General features: G+C 70.8%; 17 protein-coding genes. 6 read left to right on the forward strand and 11 right to left on the reverse strand.

The annotated features are described in order from the left end of the window. Window positions 1-59 precede the first annotated feature (59 nt). Together ABZ815_RS31155 and ABZ815_RS31160 are read left to right on the forward strand one after the other, a co-directional pair. Window positions 60-590 carry an RNA polymerase sigma factor gene (locus tag ABZ815_RS31155; RefSeq protein ID WP_357704178.1) on the forward strand — a complete coding sequence of 177 codons (531 nt, stop codon included), beginning with the start codon at window positions 60-62 and terminating at the stop codon, window positions 588-590. After that, the gene (locus ABZ815_RS31160; RefSeq protein WP_357704180.1) at window positions 587-1,747 is read left to right on the forward strand and encodes a CU044_5270 family protein; all 1,161 of its coding nucleotides are present in this window, start codon (window positions 587-589) and stop codon (window positions 1,745-1,747) included. The genes ABZ815_RS31155 and ABZ815_RS31160 overlap by 4 nt, the downstream gene beginning before the upstream one ends. Before the next feature lie 11 nt (window positions 1,748-1,758). Here the strand turns inward: ABZ815_RS31160 and ABZ815_RS31165 are convergent, their stop codons facing one another. From ABZ815_RS31165 to ABZ815_RS31190, 6 genes are all read right to left on the reverse strand, one after another. Continuing rightward, on the reverse strand, window positions 1,759-2,703 hold the full coding sequence (locus tag ABZ815_RS31165; protein ID WP_357704182.1) for a sensor histidine kinase: 945 nt from the start codon (window positions 2,701-2,703) through the stop codon (window positions 1,759-1,761). A 149-nt stretch (window positions 2,704-2,852) separates the two neighbouring features. Continuing rightward, window positions 2,853-3,578 (reverse strand): Crp/Fnr family transcriptional regulator, encoded by a 726-nt coding sequence (locus ABZ815_RS31170; RefSeq protein WP_357704184.1) that lies wholly within the window; start codon window positions 3,576-3,578, stop codon window positions 2,853-2,855. Between the two features lie 31 nt (window positions 3,579-3,609). Continuing rightward, window positions 3,610-4,329, reverse strand: a complete 720-nt coding sequence (locus ABZ815_RS31175; protein WP_357704186.1) for a Crp/Fnr family transcriptional regulator — start codon at window positions 4,327-4,329, stop codon at window positions 3,610-3,612. Between the two features lie 22 nt (window positions 4,330-4,351). Then, window positions 4,352-4,657 (reverse strand): hypothetical protein, encoded by a 306-nt coding sequence (locus ABZ815_RS31180; protein ID WP_357704188.1) that lies wholly within the window; start codon window positions 4,655-4,657, stop codon window positions 4,352-4,354. A 169-nt stretch (window positions 4,658-4,826) separates the two neighbouring features. Beyond that, entirely contained in the window at window positions 4,827-5,981 is a 1,155-nt protein-coding gene (locus ABZ815_RS31185; RefSeq protein WP_357704190.1) for an RtcB family protein, read from the reverse strand. Between the two features lie 114 nt (window positions 5,982-6,095). Next, on the reverse strand, window positions 6,096-6,482 hold the full coding sequence (locus tag ABZ815_RS31190; protein WP_357704192.1) for a VOC family protein: 387 nt from the start codon (window positions 6,480-6,482) through the stop codon (window positions 6,096-6,098). 69 nt (window positions 6,483-6,551) lie between these two features. Here ABZ815_RS31190 and ABZ815_RS31195 point away from each other — a divergent pair, with 69 nt between their 5' ends. Both ABZ815_RS31195 and ABZ815_RS31200 read left to right on the forward strand, forming a co-directional pair. Next, complete coding sequence (locus ABZ815_RS31195; protein ID WP_357704193.1) at window positions 6,552-7,058, forward strand: phosphotransferase; 507 nt, start codon at window positions 6,552-6,554, stop codon at window positions 7,056-7,058. Between the two features lie 159 nt (window positions 7,059-7,217). Continuing rightward, window positions 7,218-7,637: a spore-associated protein A gene (locus ABZ815_RS31200; protein WP_357704195.1), complete on the forward strand. Its 420-nt coding sequence runs from the start codon at window positions 7,218-7,220 to the stop codon at window positions 7,635-7,637. A 53-nt stretch (window positions 7,638-7,690) separates the two neighbouring features. Here the strand turns inward: ABZ815_RS31200 and ABZ815_RS31205 are convergent, their stop codons facing one another. The 5 genes from ABZ815_RS31205 to ABZ815_RS31225 are packed head-to-tail and all read right to left on the reverse strand — an operon-like array spanning window position 7,691 to window position 14,701. Continuing rightward, on the reverse strand, window positions 7,691-8,311 hold the full coding sequence (locus tag ABZ815_RS31205; protein ID WP_357704197.1) for a phosphotransferase: 621 nt from the start codon (window positions 8,309-8,311) through the stop codon (window positions 7,691-7,693). A 48-nt stretch (window positions 8,312-8,359) separates the two neighbouring features. Next, window positions 8,360-9,040 (reverse strand): respiratory nitrate reductase subunit gamma, encoded by a 681-nt coding sequence (gene narI, locus ABZ815_RS31210; RefSeq protein WP_357704199.1) that lies wholly within the window; start codon window positions 9,038-9,040, stop codon window positions 8,360-8,362. Then, the gene (narJ, locus tag ABZ815_RS31215) at window positions 9,037-9,591 is read right to left on the reverse strand and encodes a nitrate reductase molybdenum cofactor assembly chaperone (protein WP_357704201.1); all 555 of its coding nucleotides are present in this window, start codon (window positions 9,589-9,591) and stop codon (window positions 9,037-9,039) included. The genes narI and narJ overlap by 4 nt, the downstream gene beginning before the upstream one ends. Continuing rightward, on the reverse strand, window positions 9,588-11,189 hold the full coding sequence (gene narH, locus ABZ815_RS31220; protein WP_357704203.1) for a nitrate reductase subunit beta: 1,602 nt from the start codon (window positions 11,187-11,189) through the stop codon (window positions 9,588-9,590). The genes narJ and narH overlap by 4 nt, the downstream gene beginning before the upstream one ends. Next, complete coding sequence (locus tag ABZ815_RS31225) at window positions 11,189-14,701, reverse strand: nitrate reductase subunit alpha (protein WP_357704205.1); 3,513 nt, start codon at window positions 14,699-14,701, stop codon at window positions 11,189-11,191. The genes narH and ABZ815_RS31225 overlap by 1 nt, the downstream gene beginning before the upstream one ends. A gap of 45 nt (window positions 14,702-14,746) precedes the next feature. Here ABZ815_RS31225 and ABZ815_RS31230 point away from each other — a divergent pair, with 45 nt between their 5' ends. Then, window positions 14,747-15,922: an MFS transporter gene (locus ABZ815_RS31230; RefSeq protein ID WP_357704207.1), complete on the forward strand. Its 1,176-nt coding sequence runs from the start codon at window positions 14,747-14,749 to the stop codon at window positions 15,920-15,922. Between the two features lie 55 nt (window positions 15,923-15,977). Further along, the gene (locus tag ABZ815_RS31235) at window positions 15,978-17,666 is read left to right on the forward strand and encodes an ABC transporter ATP-binding protein (RefSeq protein ID WP_357704209.1); all 1,689 of its coding nucleotides are present in this window, start codon (window positions 15,978-15,980) and stop codon (window positions 17,664-17,666) included.

Here is a 17,666-nt window from a genome sequence, read left to right on the forward strand (position 1 = left end):
GGGTGCTCGCACCACTTCCCGGTGTCAGAAGAACGCACCAGGGACGAAGGGGCTGCGCGGTGACGGATGATTCCCACCGTTTCACCGGCATGTACGACGAATGCCGACAACGGGTGTGGGCCTACGCGGTCAGTCGTGCGGGCCGGCAGGTGGCCGACGAGGTGGTGAGCGAGACGTTCGCCATCGCCTGGCGGCGGCTGGACGACGTGCCCGAGCCGCCGCTGCCGTGGCTGCTCGGCGTGGCGCGCAACCTCCTGCGCGACGACGCCCGCTCACAGGCGCGCAGGGACGCGCTGGCCGCCGAGCTGGGCACCTGGACCGAGGACGGCCGTCCGGACGTGGCCGAGCAGGTGACCGAGCGCCTGGGCGTGCTGCGGGCGCTGGCCGAGCTGCACGAGGACGACCGGGAGGTGCTCATGCTGGTCGCCTGGCACGGGCTGACGCCCAAGGAGGGCGCCCGGGTCGTCGGCTGTTCCTCGGCGGCCTTCCGCGTACGGCTGCACCGGGCCCGCAAGCGGCTCGCCCGGGCCATGGAGTCGTCCGAACCGTCCCGTCCCTACGTGCGCAACCTCAGCGAGGAGTGGTCATGAACCCGATGGACGAACTCCGGGCCGCCCGGCCCGCGCACCTCGGCGACCGGCCGGTGGACGAGCGCACCAGGGCCGCCGAGCTCGCGCGCGCCATGTCGGGCGCCCGGCGGCCCCGGCGGCGGCGCGCGGTCGTGCGTCCGGTGTGGGGGCTCGCGGCCCTCGCGGCGGGGGCGACGGCGGTGGCCGTCGTGGTGGCGGGGAACGCGGCGCCGCAGCCCGGCGGGCAGGCTCCGCAGGCCGACGGCCAGGTGCCGCAGGCAGGGGAGAGCGCGTCCGCGACGCCGCGCAAGGTCACGCTGTCGGCCAGGGAGGTGCTGCTGGCCGCCGCGGAGAAGGCCGACCGGCAGCCCGACGGCACCGGCGACTGGTGGTACACCTCGTCGGTGAGCAGGTACGTCTACCCCGCCGTCAAGGGCGGATACCTGGTCGTGGACCGGCAGCGCAACGACGAGTGGACGCCGCGCGCGACCGGCGGCGACCAGTGGAGCCGCCAGCAGCGGCTCGGCGCGGAGCCCGCCGGCGAGGCCGACCGGCTGGCCTGGGAGCAGGCCGGGTCACCCAGCGAGATCGACGTGGTCGTGCCGGTGAAGAAGGTGGCCCCGATGCGCCTGTCGACCGCCTCCGGCAAGCCCGCGACCTCGCACAGCTCCCTGGTGGACGGCGACAAGGTCTTCTGGCTGGGCCGCAACGTCACGATGAAGGACCTGCGCGGCCTGCCGGACGAGCCGGCGAAGCTGAAGAAGTGGCTGCTCGACTCCTACACCGGGCACTCGACCGAGTCGTCCAGCGTGAAGATGTCCTCCGACGACTGGCTGTTCGCGGTCAGCGTCGGGCTGATCGTCGACATGCCGGTGACCCCGCAGGTGCGTGGCGCCGCCTTTCGCATGCTGGCCGGGCTGGACTCGGTGAAGGTCATCGAGAACGTCACCGACGCCGAGGGACGTACCGGCACGGCCGCGGCCCTGCGGGCGAACGACAAGAGGACCGGCGTGCGGGAGAGCCGCCTGATCTTCGACGAGGCCACCGGGCGGGCACTGGGCACCGAGAGCATCGTGGTCGAGCCGCGCGGCGCGATGGCGGTCCTGGAGCCGGGCACGGTGTCGAGCTCCGAGGCCGTCCTGGAGTCCGGCTGGACGGACGCCGGCCCCAAGCGCTGAGACGGGCCCGCTCAGCCGGGAAGCAGGTTCAGGTGCAGGCGGAACCGGGTCCCGGAGGGGCCGGAACGCACCTCCAGCAGGTCGCAGAGCTGGCGGACCACCCACAGGCCGTGCCCGCGCAGGGCGGTCGGGGCGGGCGGCAGGTAGCCGGGCAGGACGGCCGTCAGCTTCCCCGGGTCGGTCACGTCGCACACGACGGCGTTCCCGTCGGTCCAGATCGCGAGGTCGCCGTGTCCGCCGCCGTGCTCGACGGCGTTGGCGGCGACCTCGTTGACGGTCAGCAGCAGGCGGTCGGTCAGGGCGCGGGACAGGCCGAGCCGTTCGGCGGTCGCCCGTACGTGCCGGCGCACCCGGTGCAGGTCGCCGTCGAAGCGCAGCGCGGCCGCCCCGGGAGGCGGCGGCGGGAGCGGGTCGTGATCGGCGGCGCAGGTGAAGGACCCGGGCTCGACGTAGTCCGGGCTGGCACGGGGGCCGTCGCCGGTCAGCAGCCCAGGGTGGGTACGCCGGGCGCCGGCGACGACCCGGCCCGGCACCGCGCGCTCGTCGAAGGCGCAGACCATCCAGGCGGACCGGGCGGCGAACGCGGCGTTGACCGCGGACTCGTACCGGGTCCACTCGGTCTCCTCCAGCGGCGTGCGGCCGTGCCAGACGGGCTCGCCGATGACCCTGACCCGGGGGTTGCCGTCCAGGTAGCGGCCGTAGGCGGCCAGGGTGCGGCCCGGGGCGTCGTACCAGCCGCCGGTCTCGACGAACTCGACCCCGCCGGCGTCGTCGCCGAGGGCCCGCGTGAGCAGGGCGATGTTGGCGGCGGTGGTCACCGCGAGCACCTTCTCCCGCGCGGCCAGCCCGTCGCGGCAGAAGGGGACGGCCACCGCCAGGAAACCGGCGTCGCTGGAGTAGACGAGCGCCTGGTGGACCAGCGGGTGCTCGTCCGGCTGGTCGGCGACGGCGATCATGTGCGCCCCGTTCTCTCGGCGACGGGACCGCTCATGGACACGCCTTCGGCCTGCCGCACGAGGCCGCCGCCACAAGCAGTCGGAGGGGTCGGGCCGTACTCAACGGTATATCTCCCGGGTGCGCGCATACAGGGCGTATGTCGGTCACCCTAGCCAATGGACCGCCGGTACGCCTGCTGAAGCAGGCGATCGGCGTCGAGCACCGTCACCTGACGTAGGGCCACACGGAGGATGCCCTCGCTTCGCCACGAGCCGAGGAGCTTGTTGACGATCTGGCGGTTGACCCCGACCCAGTTGGCGATCTCCTCCTGGGTCAGCGGCACCGTCACGCAGCGCCCTTCGGGGCCGTCGGTGCCGTAGCGCGAGAGCAGGTCGAGCAGGAGCAGCGCGAGCCGCTGGGAGGGCTTGCGTGACGCCATGGACAGCGGCATCCGGTTGACCTCCCTGAACCTGGAGATGAGCGACTGCTTGAGTATCAGGTCGGCGTGCCGGTGCTCCTCGATGAAGTCCAGGAACTTCCTGGTGCTCAGCCGGTAGACCCGGGTCTCGTCGAGCGCGACGATGGTGGCCCGGCGCCGCCCTCCGTCGATGGCCTCGAACTCTCCCACCAGGTTTCCCGGTCCGATGACGGTGACCAGGCAGTCGGTGCGTTCGGCGTCGGAATACAGCACCTTCGCGAAGCCGGACTGGATGACCATCACGCAGATCGGGGGCTCCCCGATTCTCATGAGCGGCTCGTCGCGGTGGAAGAGCTGCTCCTGGCTGAGGTCGGCGAGGGCTTGCTGCTCGTCCGGGGTGAGCGCGGTCCAGAAGACGGCTCCCGGATCTGTTCGGTCCGAGTCGAGGATGTGGGCCAGATAGTCGTATCGGTTCACGTCCGCTCCCGCTGATCGAATGCCGCGCGGGTCATCCCATCCACTTGGGATTCCCGGCTATCTTGCGGAGGGCAAGCGTGTCGTCGACGACCAAGGAGTTCTTGCGAGTCCTGACTATCCCGCGCTTGCGCCAGCCGGCGAGTATGTGGGCGACGGTGGAAAGGCTTGCTCCGATGATGCCCGCCAACTCGTTCTGGCTGAAGGGGAGGGTGTTCTTCTCCTCGGGGCTCTCGTCGTAGTAATTCTGTAGGGCGTCGAGGTTGTCGAGAATGGAAAGCGCCAGTCGCTGGCGCGCGTCGAGCACGCGATAGGCCAGTCGCGCGCGGTTCGACTGTCGAATGTGCCCGACCAGGATCTTGCACATGAGGGCCCAGCCCTCTGTGTGGGAGTTCAGGAAACCGACGAACTGCTCAATGGTCAGCGACAGCGCGACGACGTCGTTGATCGCCTGTGCCGTCGCGATCCGGCCGTCCTGCTCCACGGCCTCGAACGAGCCGACGACCGCGCCGACTCCCAGGACGTTGATCATCACCTCGTGCCCCTCGGCGTCGGCGATGTAGATCCGCACGACGCCCTTCCGCACGACCAGCACCTCCTCGGCGGGATCGCCGCTGCGCATGAGGATGCTGCCCGCCTGGAAACGCCGGAGGTGGCCGACGGACTCAAGGTGATCCCGATCCTCCGGCTGCAGGGATTCCCAGAAGGCGAAGGAGGAGGCGGAGGGGCCGCCTGCGTCTGGAGGTGGCTGCATCACCATTCCTAGCGGTCGTGGATCAGCCCGGCAACGCGGTCGCCGTGAACAGCCAGGCCACGAACAGGAGGATTCCCGTCATGGCGAGCCGCGGATACATCGCCCTCGCAACGGAACTGTACTTAGCCGTCGTCCAGGCGGCCAGCGTTCCCAGCAGGGCGAGGGCGGTGAGAAGGAGGAGGATCAGGGAGATCGTCCCGGCAGCTCCTTGTGCGACCCAGGTGGCGTGCAATGGGCCTGTTTGGGTGGCGAAGCCCACCACGATGATGCCGACCGCGCCGGCGGTCAGTTCGGTCGGTGGCTCCCGGTCCGCTCTTCGCCTGACCATGTCGCTGCTCCTCTGTCGGGGTCCACCCCAACCATCGCCTCCCTCGGGCGACGACGTTGCACTTCAGGCGACTCACCGTGAGTGCAATTCGGCATGCTGTCAGTGTCGCTCCGGGAGCTGGGAGAACAGCGATGACGCAGGGGATGTCCCGCGGGCGGGACATCCCCGGTCAGCCCTTGTAGTTGAAGATCTGGCGCAAGGTGTGCTGAACCTCGACCAGGTCCTTCTGGTCGGCCATCACCTGGTCGATCGGCTTGTACGCCTCAGGGTGCTCGTCCACCAGGGCGGCGGCGCGGTCCGCGTTCCAGGTGCGGCCCTTCATCGCCTCGGTCAGCGAGCGGGCCGACAACTCCCGCTTCGCCTTCGTGCGCGACATGCGGCGTCCCGCACCGTGGGAGCAGGAGTTGTACGACTCCGGGTTCCCCCGGCCGCGCACGATGTAGGAGCGGGTGCCCATCGAGCCAGGGATCACGCCCTCGTCGCCGGTGTCGGCCTTGATGGCCCCCTTGCGGGTGATCCACAGGGACTTGCCGTAGTGGGTCTCCTGCTGGGTGAAGTTGTGGTGGCAGTTGATCGTGCGGACGCGCCGGCCCGTCCCGACGACCCTGAACAGGGCGTCGATGAGCACCTTGTCCATGCGGGCACGCGAGGCCATGGCGTAGTGCTGGGCCCACAGCATGTCCTCGATGTACGCGGTGAACTCCGGCGTGCTCTGGACGAGGTACGCGAGGTCCGGGTCCTCCAGGCCGACGGCCTGCTTCCTCATCAGCTTCTTGGCGCCCGTGATGTGCATCTGGGCGAGCTGGTTGCCGATGCCGCGCGAACCCGAGTGCAGGACCGTCCAGACGTGGTCGCGCTCGTCGAGGCAGACCTCCACGAAGTGGTTGCCGGAGCCGAGGGTGCCGAACTGCTCGGCCACCTTCCTGGTCTGCTTCGGGTCGAGGTCGGTGTAGGGGACGCCGAGGTCGCTCAGCGTACGGTCGATCGACGGGTCCTCGTGGCCCTTGCCGACCCCGGCGGGGATGCGGCGCTCCACCATCGGCATCAGGGCGGCCAGGGTGTCGGGAAGGTCCGAGGCCGTGAGCGTCGTTTCCGTGGCCACCATGCCGCAGCCGATGTCCACGCCGACGGCGGCGGGAATGATGGCATTCTCCGTGGGAATCACCGAGCCGACCGTCGCGCCGATACCGACATGCGCGTCAGGCATGAGAGCGACGTGGCCGGAGACGAATGGCAGGCGGGCGGTACGTGCGGCCTGCATGATCGCGCCTTCGTCGATCTCGCTGGCCCACGACAGCAAATTCGGTGCGGGCTGGTTCGGCATGAATTCAGATCTCCTCGCTGGTTGGTGATCAGTTTGGCTGGACCAGGGAGGAATTCCCACTCATTTTATCTAATGCGGCATTTATGGGCGCCTGCCCCCGTGCGCGGGATCCGCCTACGGGTGGGCGGCGGCGGCGCGGTCGGCGGCGCTGCGCAGGACGCAGAACTCGTTGCCCTCGGGGTCGGCGAGCACCGCCCAGCCCGTGCCGTCCGGCTCGCGGAGGTCGGCGATCAGGGTGGCCCCCCGGTGCACCAGGCGTGCCACCTCCTCGTCACGCGTGGAGTCGGGACGCAGGCACAGGTGCAGCCGATTCTTGACCGCCTTCGGCTCCGGCACCTTGTTGAAGTGCAGGATCGGGCCCTCCCGCAGCATCACCCGGGTCTCCTCGTCCCCCGGACGGTCCTCCGGGTGCACGGGGCAGCCGGTCACCTCGCTCCAGAACCTGGCCAGCTCGTACGGATCCGCGCAGTCGATCGCGACGTTCTGCAATACCGACACCATGGTGGGATCCTGCCCCAAAGCGGGGCGCATGTCGCGCGACACTTCTCCGACATCACAAGAAGGGCCCTGATGGAGATCGGCGAGCTGCTGGGAACGGGCCGCACCGCGGACGTGTACGCACTCGGGGACGGCCGGGTGCTGCGGCGCAACCGGTTCCCGGTGGACAGCCGCCGGGAGGCGGAGGTCATGGCCCACGTGGCGGCCCGCGGCTATCCCGTCCCGCGGGTGTACCCGGGCGGTCACGGGCCGGCCGACCTGGTGATGGAACGGACGCCCCGGGGGCCGATGGTGATCGACTGGGCCAACGCCGAGGAGGGGCCGCCCGCGCTCGACCGCGCGATGTCCGCGGTGATCCTGGCCGAGGTCGCGGTGCGGCCGGAGACCGGGATCGCGGACGTGGCGCACGCCGCCCTGGGCGGATTGCTGGCCGGGCTCGGCGACGCCCTGCCGGGGGAGGAGCATCTGGCGGCGGCCAGGGCCAGGCGGGAGGCCAACCCGACGCTCAGCGCGGCGGAGATCGCCGGGCTCGGCGCGGCTGTGGGCGAGATCACGCGGCTCGCCGCCGCTCTGGGGTGACCCCGCCGTACCTGCGCGGTCGTCCCTGGCCGGGCCGGGAAGGCCGTGGATTACGGGGGAGCCGAAATCGCATTTGTGTGTTGTTCGCCTGCTGTTCGCCTTGTTGATCACTTGCTGCGCGAAGCTGACGGACGATCAAGAGCGACAGTAAGGATGAACATGCGCACGATCACCAAGACGCTCCTCACCGCGGGTGTGCTCGCCTGCGGGCTGGCGAGCGTTCTGCCCGCCCAGGCCGCCACCGCCGCCGTGGACCCGGCCGGCGTGTGCGGGTCCGGGTTCCGCGTCATCGACTCGCACCCGTTCAAGTCCGGCAGCACGGCGCTGGGCACGATCTACCTGTCCTACAACTCCGGCACCGGCAAGAACTGCGTCGTGACGGTCAACAAGACGCCGTACACGCGGTGGATGCGGGCGACGCTGAGCGTGCAGGGCGGCGCGACCAAGTCCGACGCCGGTGAGTTCAAGTCGTACGCGGGACCGGTGATCCTGTCCGCCGGCAACACCTGCGTCAAGTGGGGCGGCGCCTGGGACGAGTCGCCGTACGTGTGGACCAGCGGCTGGAGCCACTGCGGCTGATCCGTCAGGACGTCCGAGCCTCGGCCCCCGGGGCTCGGGCACCGGGGGGCGCGTCAGGCGCTCCAGGCGGCCGTGAGGTCGAGGCGTTCCCGCCACAGCTTCTCGCCGCCCCCGCCCGGCTCCCACCGCCCGCAGAACTCCAGCAGGTCGCGGCAGCGCGCCACCATCGACGCCTGCCGCTCGGTCCACGCCGGCACCGGGCCGCCGTAGGCGTCGAAGAAGCGCGGCAGCAGGGACACGTGCTCGGGGTGGTGGCTGCGGACGATCCACTCGCACCACGCGAGGTCCTCCACCGGCCGGCCCGGATGGGCCCACTCCCAGTCGAGGATCGCGGTGGTCTCGAACGTGGCGGGGTCGAACAGCAGGTTCTGGGGCCCGTAGTCGCCGTGCACGATGCCGAGGCGGTGGATGCGGGCGAGGACCCGGCCGCACTCGGCCAGCACCTCGGCGGCGCGGCCCTCGTCCAGGAGGTCCTGGCCGTGGACGCCGGCCACGAAGCGGGTGGTCAGGCTCGTGGCGGTGATCTGGTGGACCCGCGGGACCGGCAGCCGGCCGCGCAGGCGGCGCAGGTACCTGCTCTCCGTGCCCAGCCTGAAGGCGGCCTCCGGGCCCTGGTAACACTTGACGACCAGAGCGCCGTCGCCGACCGTGCTGTTGGTGTACCCGTGCTCCACAGCCAACGATTCTGGCGCACCCGCCCCCGTTCCGGGCGGTGCGGCGCGCTATCGGGACCGGGCCCGATACACGATGTAAGGGCGGAACAAATAGGTGATCGGCGCCGAAAGGGCGTGCACGAGGCGGCTGAACGGGAAAAGCACGAACAACGCCATCCCGATCACGGTGTGCACCTTGTAAAGGATGCTCGCCTGCCCCATCGCCGCGGTGTCCGGGTTGAGGGCGAAGATGCCGCGGAACCAGGGGGCGACCGTCGTCCGGTAGCTCACCTCGCTCGGCACGAACCCCGCCACCGTCGTCACCACGCCCGCGATGATGGCCGCGGCGAGCACCACGTACATGGTCTTGTCGTTCTTCGTCGTGGCCAGGAAGACGGGCCCGTTCGTACGGCGGCGGTAGACCAGCAGGACCAGCGCCACCAGCGTGGCCAGCCCGGCCAGGCCGCCCCAGATCAGGGCGTTGGCGTGGTAAGCCTCGTTCGACACGCCGACCGCGTCCGTCCAGGAGATCGGGACGAGCAGGCCGGTGACGTGCCCGATGATCACGAAGATCAGGCCGTAGTGGAACACCGGGCTGGCCACGCGGAGCAGCGGGCTCTCGTAGAGCTGCGACGACCGGGTGGTCCAGCCGAACTTGTCGTACTTGTACCGCCAGACCAGCCCGCCGATGAAGATCACCAGGGTGACGTACGGCGTGACCGTCCAGAGCATGCTCTCGCCCCAGCTCACCGGTAGCCTCCCACGGTCTCGGCCGGCGGCCCCCCTGCGGCCAGGCGTTGCGCGGCGGCGCGTTCGGCGGACGTGAGCGGCGGCAGCGCCGCGCAGACCACCCCGATCACCTCCGTGTACGGCGAGCCCAGCCCGGTCAGGGCGGACAGCAGCAGCTCAAGCCCGATGCGATGCTCCCTCAGCACCGCCACGCCGGACGGGTCGAGCGCCGCGAACTCCAGCACGACCGGCAGGAAGTCGGGCAGCTCGTCCTCCATCAGCTCCCACCCGGCCACGCGGTAACGCTGCTTGAGCGCGGCCAGGGACGCGCCGCGGCGGCGGGTGTCACCGTCGGTGTAGTAGGTCAGGTAGAGGCAGCAGCGCCGGTGCAGGTCGAACGTCTCGACGTAGTGGGCTGCCAGGTCGCCCGCCTCCATGTCCGCGATCCGCGCCAGGAACGCCGCGAAGTGCGGTTCGGCGGCCTCCCTGATCAGCGGGAGGCGGCGGTGGAAACGTTCGTCGGGGTAGGCGAGCAGGTGGGCGGCGGCCTGCCAGATCACGGCCTTGTTCATGATTTTCCCTTTTTCGGCGGGAAGAGCCCTGCCGGCCTGCCCCGGCCGTCCCAGTTGAGGAGGTTCACCCGGTCGTGGGTGATCTCGTCGCTGGTCTGGCGGTCCTTGAGGCCGTGGAAGGACTCGACGGAGACCGGGAGCGGCTTGCCCGACGCCTCCCCGAAGGGGGCCTGCATGCCGGGGCCGCCGTAGTAGTCGAGGCTGCATCCGGCCTCCTCGACCACGCCGGGCACGTTGCCGTACGCGGTCGGGATGACGTACCGCTCGTCGTACTTGGCCAGGGCCAGCAGGCGGTACATGGCCTTGATGTCGTCCTCGGTCAGGCCGGTGTCCGGCAGGACCGGCTCCTGGCCCAGGTTGACCCCCCGCATGTACGAGCGCATCGCGGCCAGGCGGCGCAGCGCGGCCGTCACCGGCACGGGATCGCCCGCCGAGAACAGCTCGGCCAGGTACTCCACGGGGATGCGCAGCGACTCGATGGCGGCGAACAGGTTGTCGGCGTCCTCGCCGTCGTGCCCGGTGTTCGCCAGGGCGTCCACGACGGGGGAGAGCGGCGGGACGTACCAGACCATCGGCAGCGTCCGGTACTCCGGGTGCAGGGGGAGCGCTATGCGATATTTCATGATCAGGTCGTACACGGGGGACCTGCGGGCCGCCTCGATCCAGTCGGCGGGCAGCCCCGACGTGGCCACGGCCGGGTCGTCGGGGTCCACGAAGACGCCGAGCTGGGCCTCGTACAGGTCGCGCTCGTCCGGCACCGAGGCGGCCTCGCTCACCCGGTCGGCGTCGTACAGCAGGACCCCGAGGTAGCGCAGGCGGCCCACGCAGGTCTCCGAGCACACCGTCGGCAGCCCCACCTCGACCCGCGGGTAGCAGAACGTGCACTTCTCGGCCTTGCCGGTCCGGTGGTTGAAGTACACCTTCTTGTACGGGCACCCCGTCACGCACATCCGCCAGCCCCGGCAGCTGTCCTGGTCCACCAGGACGATCCCGTCCTCGGCCCGCTTGTACATGGCCCCCGACGGGCAGGAGGCCACGCACGACGGGTTCAGGCAGTGCTCGCAGATGCGCGGCAGGTAGAACATGTACGCCTGCTCGAACTCCAGCCTGACCTGCTCCGACAGCTTCCCCAGCACCGGGTCGGGGGACGGGTCGCCGCCCAGGTTGTCGTCCCAGTTCGCGCTCCAGCGGATCTTCATGGGCTCGTTGCTGATCAGCGACCTCGGCGGCGCGACCGGGACGTCGTCGGAGAGCGGGGAGCGGGTCAGGTTCTCGTAGTCGTAGGTCCAGGGCTCGTAGTAGTCCTGGATGGAGGGCATGAGCGGGTTGGCGAAGATGTTCGCCAGCTTGCGGAACCGTCCTCCGGCGCGGAGCGTCAGCCGGCCCCTGCGGTCGAGCTTCCAGCCGCCCCGCCAGCGTTCCTGGTCCTCGTACCGGCGGGGGTAACCCTGGCCGGGGCGGGTCTCGACGTTGTTGAACCAGACGTACTCGACGCCGGGACGGTTGGTCCAGGTCTGTTTGCAGGTGACGGAACAGGTGTGACACCCGATGCACTTGTCCAGGTTCATCACCATGGCGATCTGAGCCATGATCTTCATCAGTAGCGCACCTCCTGCGACCTGCGGCGAATGGTGGTGACCTCGTCCCGCTGGTTGCCCGTGGGGCCGAAGTAGTTGAAGGCGTACGAGAGCTGGGCGTAGCCGCCGATCATGTGCGTGGGCTTGATCAGGACCCTGGTCAGCGCGTTGTGGATGCCGCCGCGGCGGCCGGTCTCCTCCGACTTCGGCACGTCGATCAGCCGGTCCTGGGCGTGGAACATGTACACCGTGCCCTTCGGCATCCGGTGGGACACGATGGCCCTGGCCACGACGACGCCGTTGCGGTTGACCGCCTCGATCCAGTCGTTGTCGGCGATGCCGAGCCGGGTCGCGTCCTCGGTGGACATCCAGATGGTCGGGCCGCCGCGCGACAGCGACAGCATGAGCAGGTTGTCCTGGTACTCGGAGTGGATCGACCACTTGGAGTGCGGGGTCAGGTAGCGCAGGGTGGCGCTCTCGCCGAAGAGCTCGGCCATGTCCAGCGGCGGGCGGTAGATCGGCAGGGCCTCGCCGTACTCGTGCATCCAGTCGTGGTCGAGGAAGAAGTGCATGCGGCCGGTGAGCGTGTGCCAGGGCTTGCCGTTCTCGACGTTGATCGTGAACGGCGAGTAGCGGCGGTCGTGCGCCTCCTTGCCGGACCACTCCGGGCTGGCCGCGACGTGCGTGGGCCGCGCCTGGGTGTCGGCGAAGACGATGCGGTGGCCCTCGTCCACGAGGTCGTCGAAGTTGCCGCCGGTGCGCCGCGCGAGCTGGCGGAAGCCCTGGGCGGCCAGCCTGCCGTTGCTCACGCCCGACAGCGCGAGGATCGTCTCGCACGCCTTGGCGTCGGTGTCCAGCTCCGGCCGGCCCTTGGCGACGCCGCGCGGCACCAGGCCGCAGCGCTGGCCGAGCCAGGCGACCTCCTCGTCCGGCGTGAACGTGACGCCCTTGACCTGGAGGCCCAGCTCCTCGGTGAGCGGGCCGAGCGCGGCCAGCTTCTCCGCGACCGCGCCGTAGTCGCGCTCGACCACCTTCAGCGTCGGCTCCGGCGTGCCGGACGCGCGCCCGCCGGGCTGCCCGGTCTCGCCCGGCGTGTCGTGCTGGTACGGGACCACCACGACGTCCTTGCGCACCCCCAGCCGCTCCTTGGCCAGCGCGCTGAAGGCCCTGGCGATGGCGTGGAAGGCCGCGAAGTCCGTCCTGGTCTCCCAGGGGGGCGAGATGGCCGGGTTGAAGGCGTGCACGAACGGGTGCATGTCCGTGGAGGACAGGTCGTACTTCTCGTACCAGGTGGCGGCGGGCAGCACGACGTCGGAGTAGATCGTCGAGGAGGTCATCCGGAAGTCGAGCGTGAGCAGCAGGTCCAGCTTGCCCCTCGGCGCTTCCTCGTCCGGGTGCTCCAGGTTGGACGTGGCGCCCAGCAGGTGGTGCAGGAAGTACTCGTTGCCCTTGGCCGACGAGCCGAGCAGGTTCGACCGCCACAGGGTCAGCACCCGCGGCCAGTTGGCCGGGTCGTCCGGGTCGTCGGCGGCGTGCCTGAGTCTGCCCTGCCGCAGCTCCTCCAGCGTGTACGCCACGGGGTCCTCGTGCTCGCCCAGCTCCAGCGGGTTGCGGTCGAAGGCGGGCGACATGGGCATCCAGCCGTTGCGCACGGCCTCGGCCACCAGGTCGGCAGTGTGCCTGCCGCGGAACGCGCCGGGCCCGAGCGGCGAGGTCAGGGCGCCCGCGTCGAACCGGTCGTAACGCCACTGGTCGGTGTGCAGGTACCAGTACGGCGTGCCGGGCGCCTGCCGGGGCGGCCGCGACCAGTCGAGCGCGCCGGCCAGCACCGCCCAGCCGCTCTGCGGGCGGCACTTCTCCTGGCCGACGTAGTGGGCCCAGCCGCCGCCGTTGCGCCCCTGGCAGCCGGTCAGCAGCAGCAGCGACAGGAACGCCCGGTAGATCGTGTCGCCGTGGAACCACTGCGTGGCGCCCGCACCCATGATGATCATGCATCGGCCGCGGGTGGTCTCGGCCGTCCTGGCGAACTCGCGGGTGATCTTGACCACCCGCTCGGCCGGGACGCCGGTGACCGGCTCCTGCCAGCCGGGCGTGCACGGCTGCTCCGCGTCGTCGTACCCGCCGGGCCAGAGGCCGGGCAGGCCGGGCCTGGGGACGCCGTACTGGGCCAGGAGCAGGTCGAACACCGTCGTCACCAGCCGTCCGGCGACGCGGGCGACGGGTACGCCCCTGCGCAGGGCGCCCTCGCCGTCGAAGCGCGGCAGCAGGAGCTGGGCCGACTCGCCGCCGTACAGGGTGAGCTTCGGGTCGGTGTCCAGGTCGAGGTTCCAGCGGCCCTCGCCGGAGTCGGTCCAGCGGAAGCCGACCGAGCCGTTGGGGACCACCGGCTCGCCGGACCCGCCCATGAGCACGGTCTTCCACTCGGCCGCCTCCTCCGCCGAGCCCAGGTCCTTGGCCGTGAGGAACTTGTCCGGCACGTACGCGTCCTCGTGCTCGCGCAGCGTGACGAGGAAGGGCAGGTCGGTGAAGCGCTTGACGTAGTCGGTGAAGTAGGGGACCTGGCGGTCGACGAAGAACTCCTTCAGCAGCACGTGCCCCATGGCCATGGCCAGGGCGCCGTCCGTGCCGGGACGCACGCTCAGGAACTCGTCGGCGAACTTGGCCGCGTCGCTGTAGTCGGGGGAGACCACCACGACCTTCTGGCCCCGGTAGCGCGCCTCGGCCATCCAGTGGGCGTCCGGCGTGCGGGTGACCGGGACGTTGGAGCCCCACATCATCAGGTACGCGGCGTCCCACCAGTCGGCCGACTCCGGGACGTCGGTCTGGTCGCCGAACACCTGCGGGGAGGCCACCGGCAGGTCGGCGTACCAGTCGTAGAAGGAGAGCATCGTGCCGCCGATCAGCGACACGAACCGGGACCCGACGGCGTGCGAGACCATCGACATCGCCGGGATGGGGGAGAACCCCGCCACCCGGTCGGGCCCGTACGCCTGGATGGTGTGCACGTGCGCCGCCGCGACCATCTCGACGGCCAGGTCCCAGGTGACGCGGACGAGACCGCCCTTGCCCCGGGCGCCCTGGTAGGCCGCTCTCTTGTCCGGGTCGGTGGTGACCTCGGCCCAGGCGGCGACCGGGTCGCCCAGCCGCTCCCTGGCCTCCAGGTAGAGCTGGACCAGCACGCCCCGCGCGTACGGGTAGCGGATCCGGGTCGGCGAGTAGGTGTACCAGGAGAAGGCCGCCCCTCGAGGGCAGCCGCGCGGCTCGTAGTCGGGCCGGTCGGGGCCCACGCCGGGGTAGTCGGTCTCCTGCGTCTCCCAGGTGATGATGCCGTCCTTGACGAACACCTTCCACGAGCACGAGCCCGTGCAGTTCACGCCGTGCGTCGAGCGGACCACCTTGTCGTGGCTCCACCGGTCGCGGTAGAAGGCGTCGCCTTCCGTGCCCCCCTTCAGGTAGAGGGTCCGCAGGTCGCCGCTGGTGGCCGATCTGCGGAGGAACCGGCCGGTCTTCAGCAGGAGATCCTCGGCACTCATACCCCCACTTCATCACAGAAAGTGACTCTCTGTTACACAGGGTATATGGCTGTGCTTCGTAAAGGTCAGGTGCGGAACCTGGCGCTGGCCACGGCGGCCTTCGCCGTGACGTTCTGGGCCTGGAACCTCATCGGTCCCCTGTCCGGCAGTTACAGCAGGCAACTGCACCTTTCCCCGACACAGACCTCGCTGCTGGTCGCGATCCCGGTGCTGGTCGGCTCGCTCGGCCGCATCCCCGTGGGCGTGCTGGCCGACCGGCTCGGCGGGCGGCGGATGTTCGCGATCATCTGCTTCGTGTCGATCGTGCCCGTCCTTCTCGTGGGCCTGTCCAGTTCGTACGGGTGGCTGCTGTTCTGGGGGTTCCTCCTGGGCATCCCCGGCACGTCGTTCGCCATCGGCATCCCGTTCGTCAACGCCTGGTACGAGCCCGCGCGCAGAGGCTTCGCCACCGGCGTGTTCGGCGCCGGCATGGGCGGGACCGCGCTGTCGTCGTTCTTCACCCCTCGCCTGGTCGAGGACTTCGGCCGGTTCCCGACGCACCTGCTCATGGCCGCGGTGCTCGCCCTGATGGGCGTGATCATGATCGGCGGCAGCCGCGACTCCCCCGCCTGGTCGCCCGCCACCGCCCCGGCCCTGCCCCGGATGCGCGAGGCCACGAAGATCAGGGCCACCTGGCAGTGCGCCTTCCTGTACGCCGTCACCTTCGGCGGCTTCGTGGCGTTCTCGACCTACCTGCCCACCCTGCTCCAGAACGTCTACCACTTCGCCCAGACCGGCGCCGGGCTGCGCGCGGCCGGGTTCTCGATCGCCGCCGTCGCCGCCCGGCCCGCCGGCGGCACCCTGTCCGACCGGATCGGGCCGGTCAAGGTGCTGCTCATCTCGCTGGCCGGGACCGTCGTGATGGCGGTCGCGCTGTCGTTCCGGCCGCCCGCCGAGGTGCCCGCCGGGGCGTGCTTCGTGCTCATCGCCGGCTTCCTCGGCCTCGGCACGGGCGGCGTCTTCGCCCTCGTGGCCAAGCTGGTCGAGGCGTCGAAGGTGGGGACGGTGACCGGCCTGGTGGGCGCGGCCGGCGGGCTCGGCGGGTACTTCCCGCCGCTGGTGATGGGGGCCGTCTACGGCGCGTCCGGGTCGTACACGGTCGGCTACCTGCTGCTCGCGCTGACCGCCCTGGTCGCGCTGCTCTACACCGTGCGCGCCTTCAGGCACGTGCCCGAGCGTTAGCCTGGCGAAAAACCGTTTGCCGGGCCGGGCAATGGCTTGTCAACCTTGTCAGGCTATGCGCTCCCTTCCTGAGGCCGATCCCGGCGTGCCCGACATCCGCAGCCCCCTCCGCTACCTGTGGTGGAACGCGCGGCGCCAGGCGCGTGCCCTGCTGACGGGCATCGGCTTCGCCACCCTGTGGTGGCTGGTGCAGGCGCTCGTGCCCGCGGTGCTCGGCAAGGGCATCGACGCGGTCACGGCCAAGGACACGAGGGCGCTGCTGACGTGGGCGTCGATCCTGCTCGGGCTGGGCCTGCTGCAGGCGTTCACCGGGATCATGCGGCACCGGATGGCGGTGTTCAACTGGTTGTCGGCGGCCTACCGCACCGTCCAGGTGACCGCGCGGCAGGCCGCCAGGCTCGGGGCGACGCTGCCCAAGAAGGTCTCGACCGGCGAGGTCGTCAGTGTCGGCAACTCCGACATCGCCCACATCGGCAGCTCCATGGACATCCTGCTGCGCGGCACCGGCTCGGTCGTGGCCATCGTCGCGGTCACCGTGATCCTGCTCACGACCTCCGTGCCGCTCGGGCTGCTCGTGCTGTTCGGCGTGCCGCTCATGGCGGTCGCCGTCTCGCCGCTGCTCAAGCCGCTGCACCGGCGGCAGAAGCGGCAGCGCGAGCTGACCGGCGACCTGTCCACCAGGGCCGCCGACATCGTGGCCGGCCTGCGGGTGCTCCGCGGCATCGGCGGCGAGCAGGTGTTCGCCGGCCGCTACGGCGAGGAGTCCCAGCGCGTGCGCCACGCCGGGGTCGGCGTGGCCCGGGTCGAGTCGCTGCTCGAAGGCGCCCAGATCCTGCTGCCCGGCCTGCTCGTCGCGGTCGTCACCGGCATCGGCGCCACGTTCGCGGTCGGCGGCGAGATCAGCACCGGCGACCTCGTCGCGCTCTACGGCTACGCCGCCTTCCTGATCGGCCCCCTGCGCACCTTGACCGAGGCCGCTGACAAGCTCACCAAGGGCCACGTCGCGGCCCGCCGCGTCATCCGCATCCTGTCGATCGAGCCCGAGGTCGCCGGCGGCACCGAGACCAGCGCCGGCGGCGTGCTGCGCGACTCCTACAGCGGCGTCACCCTCCAGCCCGGCATGCTCACCGCCGTCGCGGCCGACGCCCCCGAGGAGGCCGCCGCCATCGCCGACCGGCTCGGCCGGTACGCGCCCGGCGACGTCACCTTCGGCGCCGTCGAGCTGGCCACGCTGCCCATGGCCGAGATCCGCTCGCGCATCCTGGTCGCCGGCAACGACGCCCGCCTGTTCACCGGCAGGCTCAGGGCCGAGCTCGACGTCCGCGACGCCGCCTCCGACGACGACGTGCGCCAGGCCCTGTACGCCGCCTGCGCCGAGGACATCGTCGAGGCGCTGCCCGACGGCCTCGACGCCCTGGTGTCCGAGGCCGGCCGCGAGTTCTCCGGCGGCCAGCAGCAGCGGCTGCGCCTGGCGCGGGCCCTGGTCGCCGACCCAGAGGTGCTCATCCTGGTCGAGCCCACCAGCGCCGTCGACGCCCACAGCGAGGCCCGCATCGCCGAGCGGCTGGCCAAGGCGCGCGCGGGCCGCACCACCATGATCTGCACGACCAGCCCGCTGGTGCTCGACCGGGCCGACCACGTGATCTACGTGGCCGACGGCCGGGTGCTGGCCGAGGGCACACACCGGCACCTGCTGGACGCCTCACCCGAATACGCCGCGACCGTGACCCGAGGGGAGGGCTGA

The sequence above is a fragment of the Nonomuraea sp. NPDC047529 genome, assembly GCF_040642995.1.
Taxonomy (GTDB): Bacteria; Actinomycetota; Actinomycetes; order Streptosporangiales; family Streptosporangiaceae; genus Nonomuraea.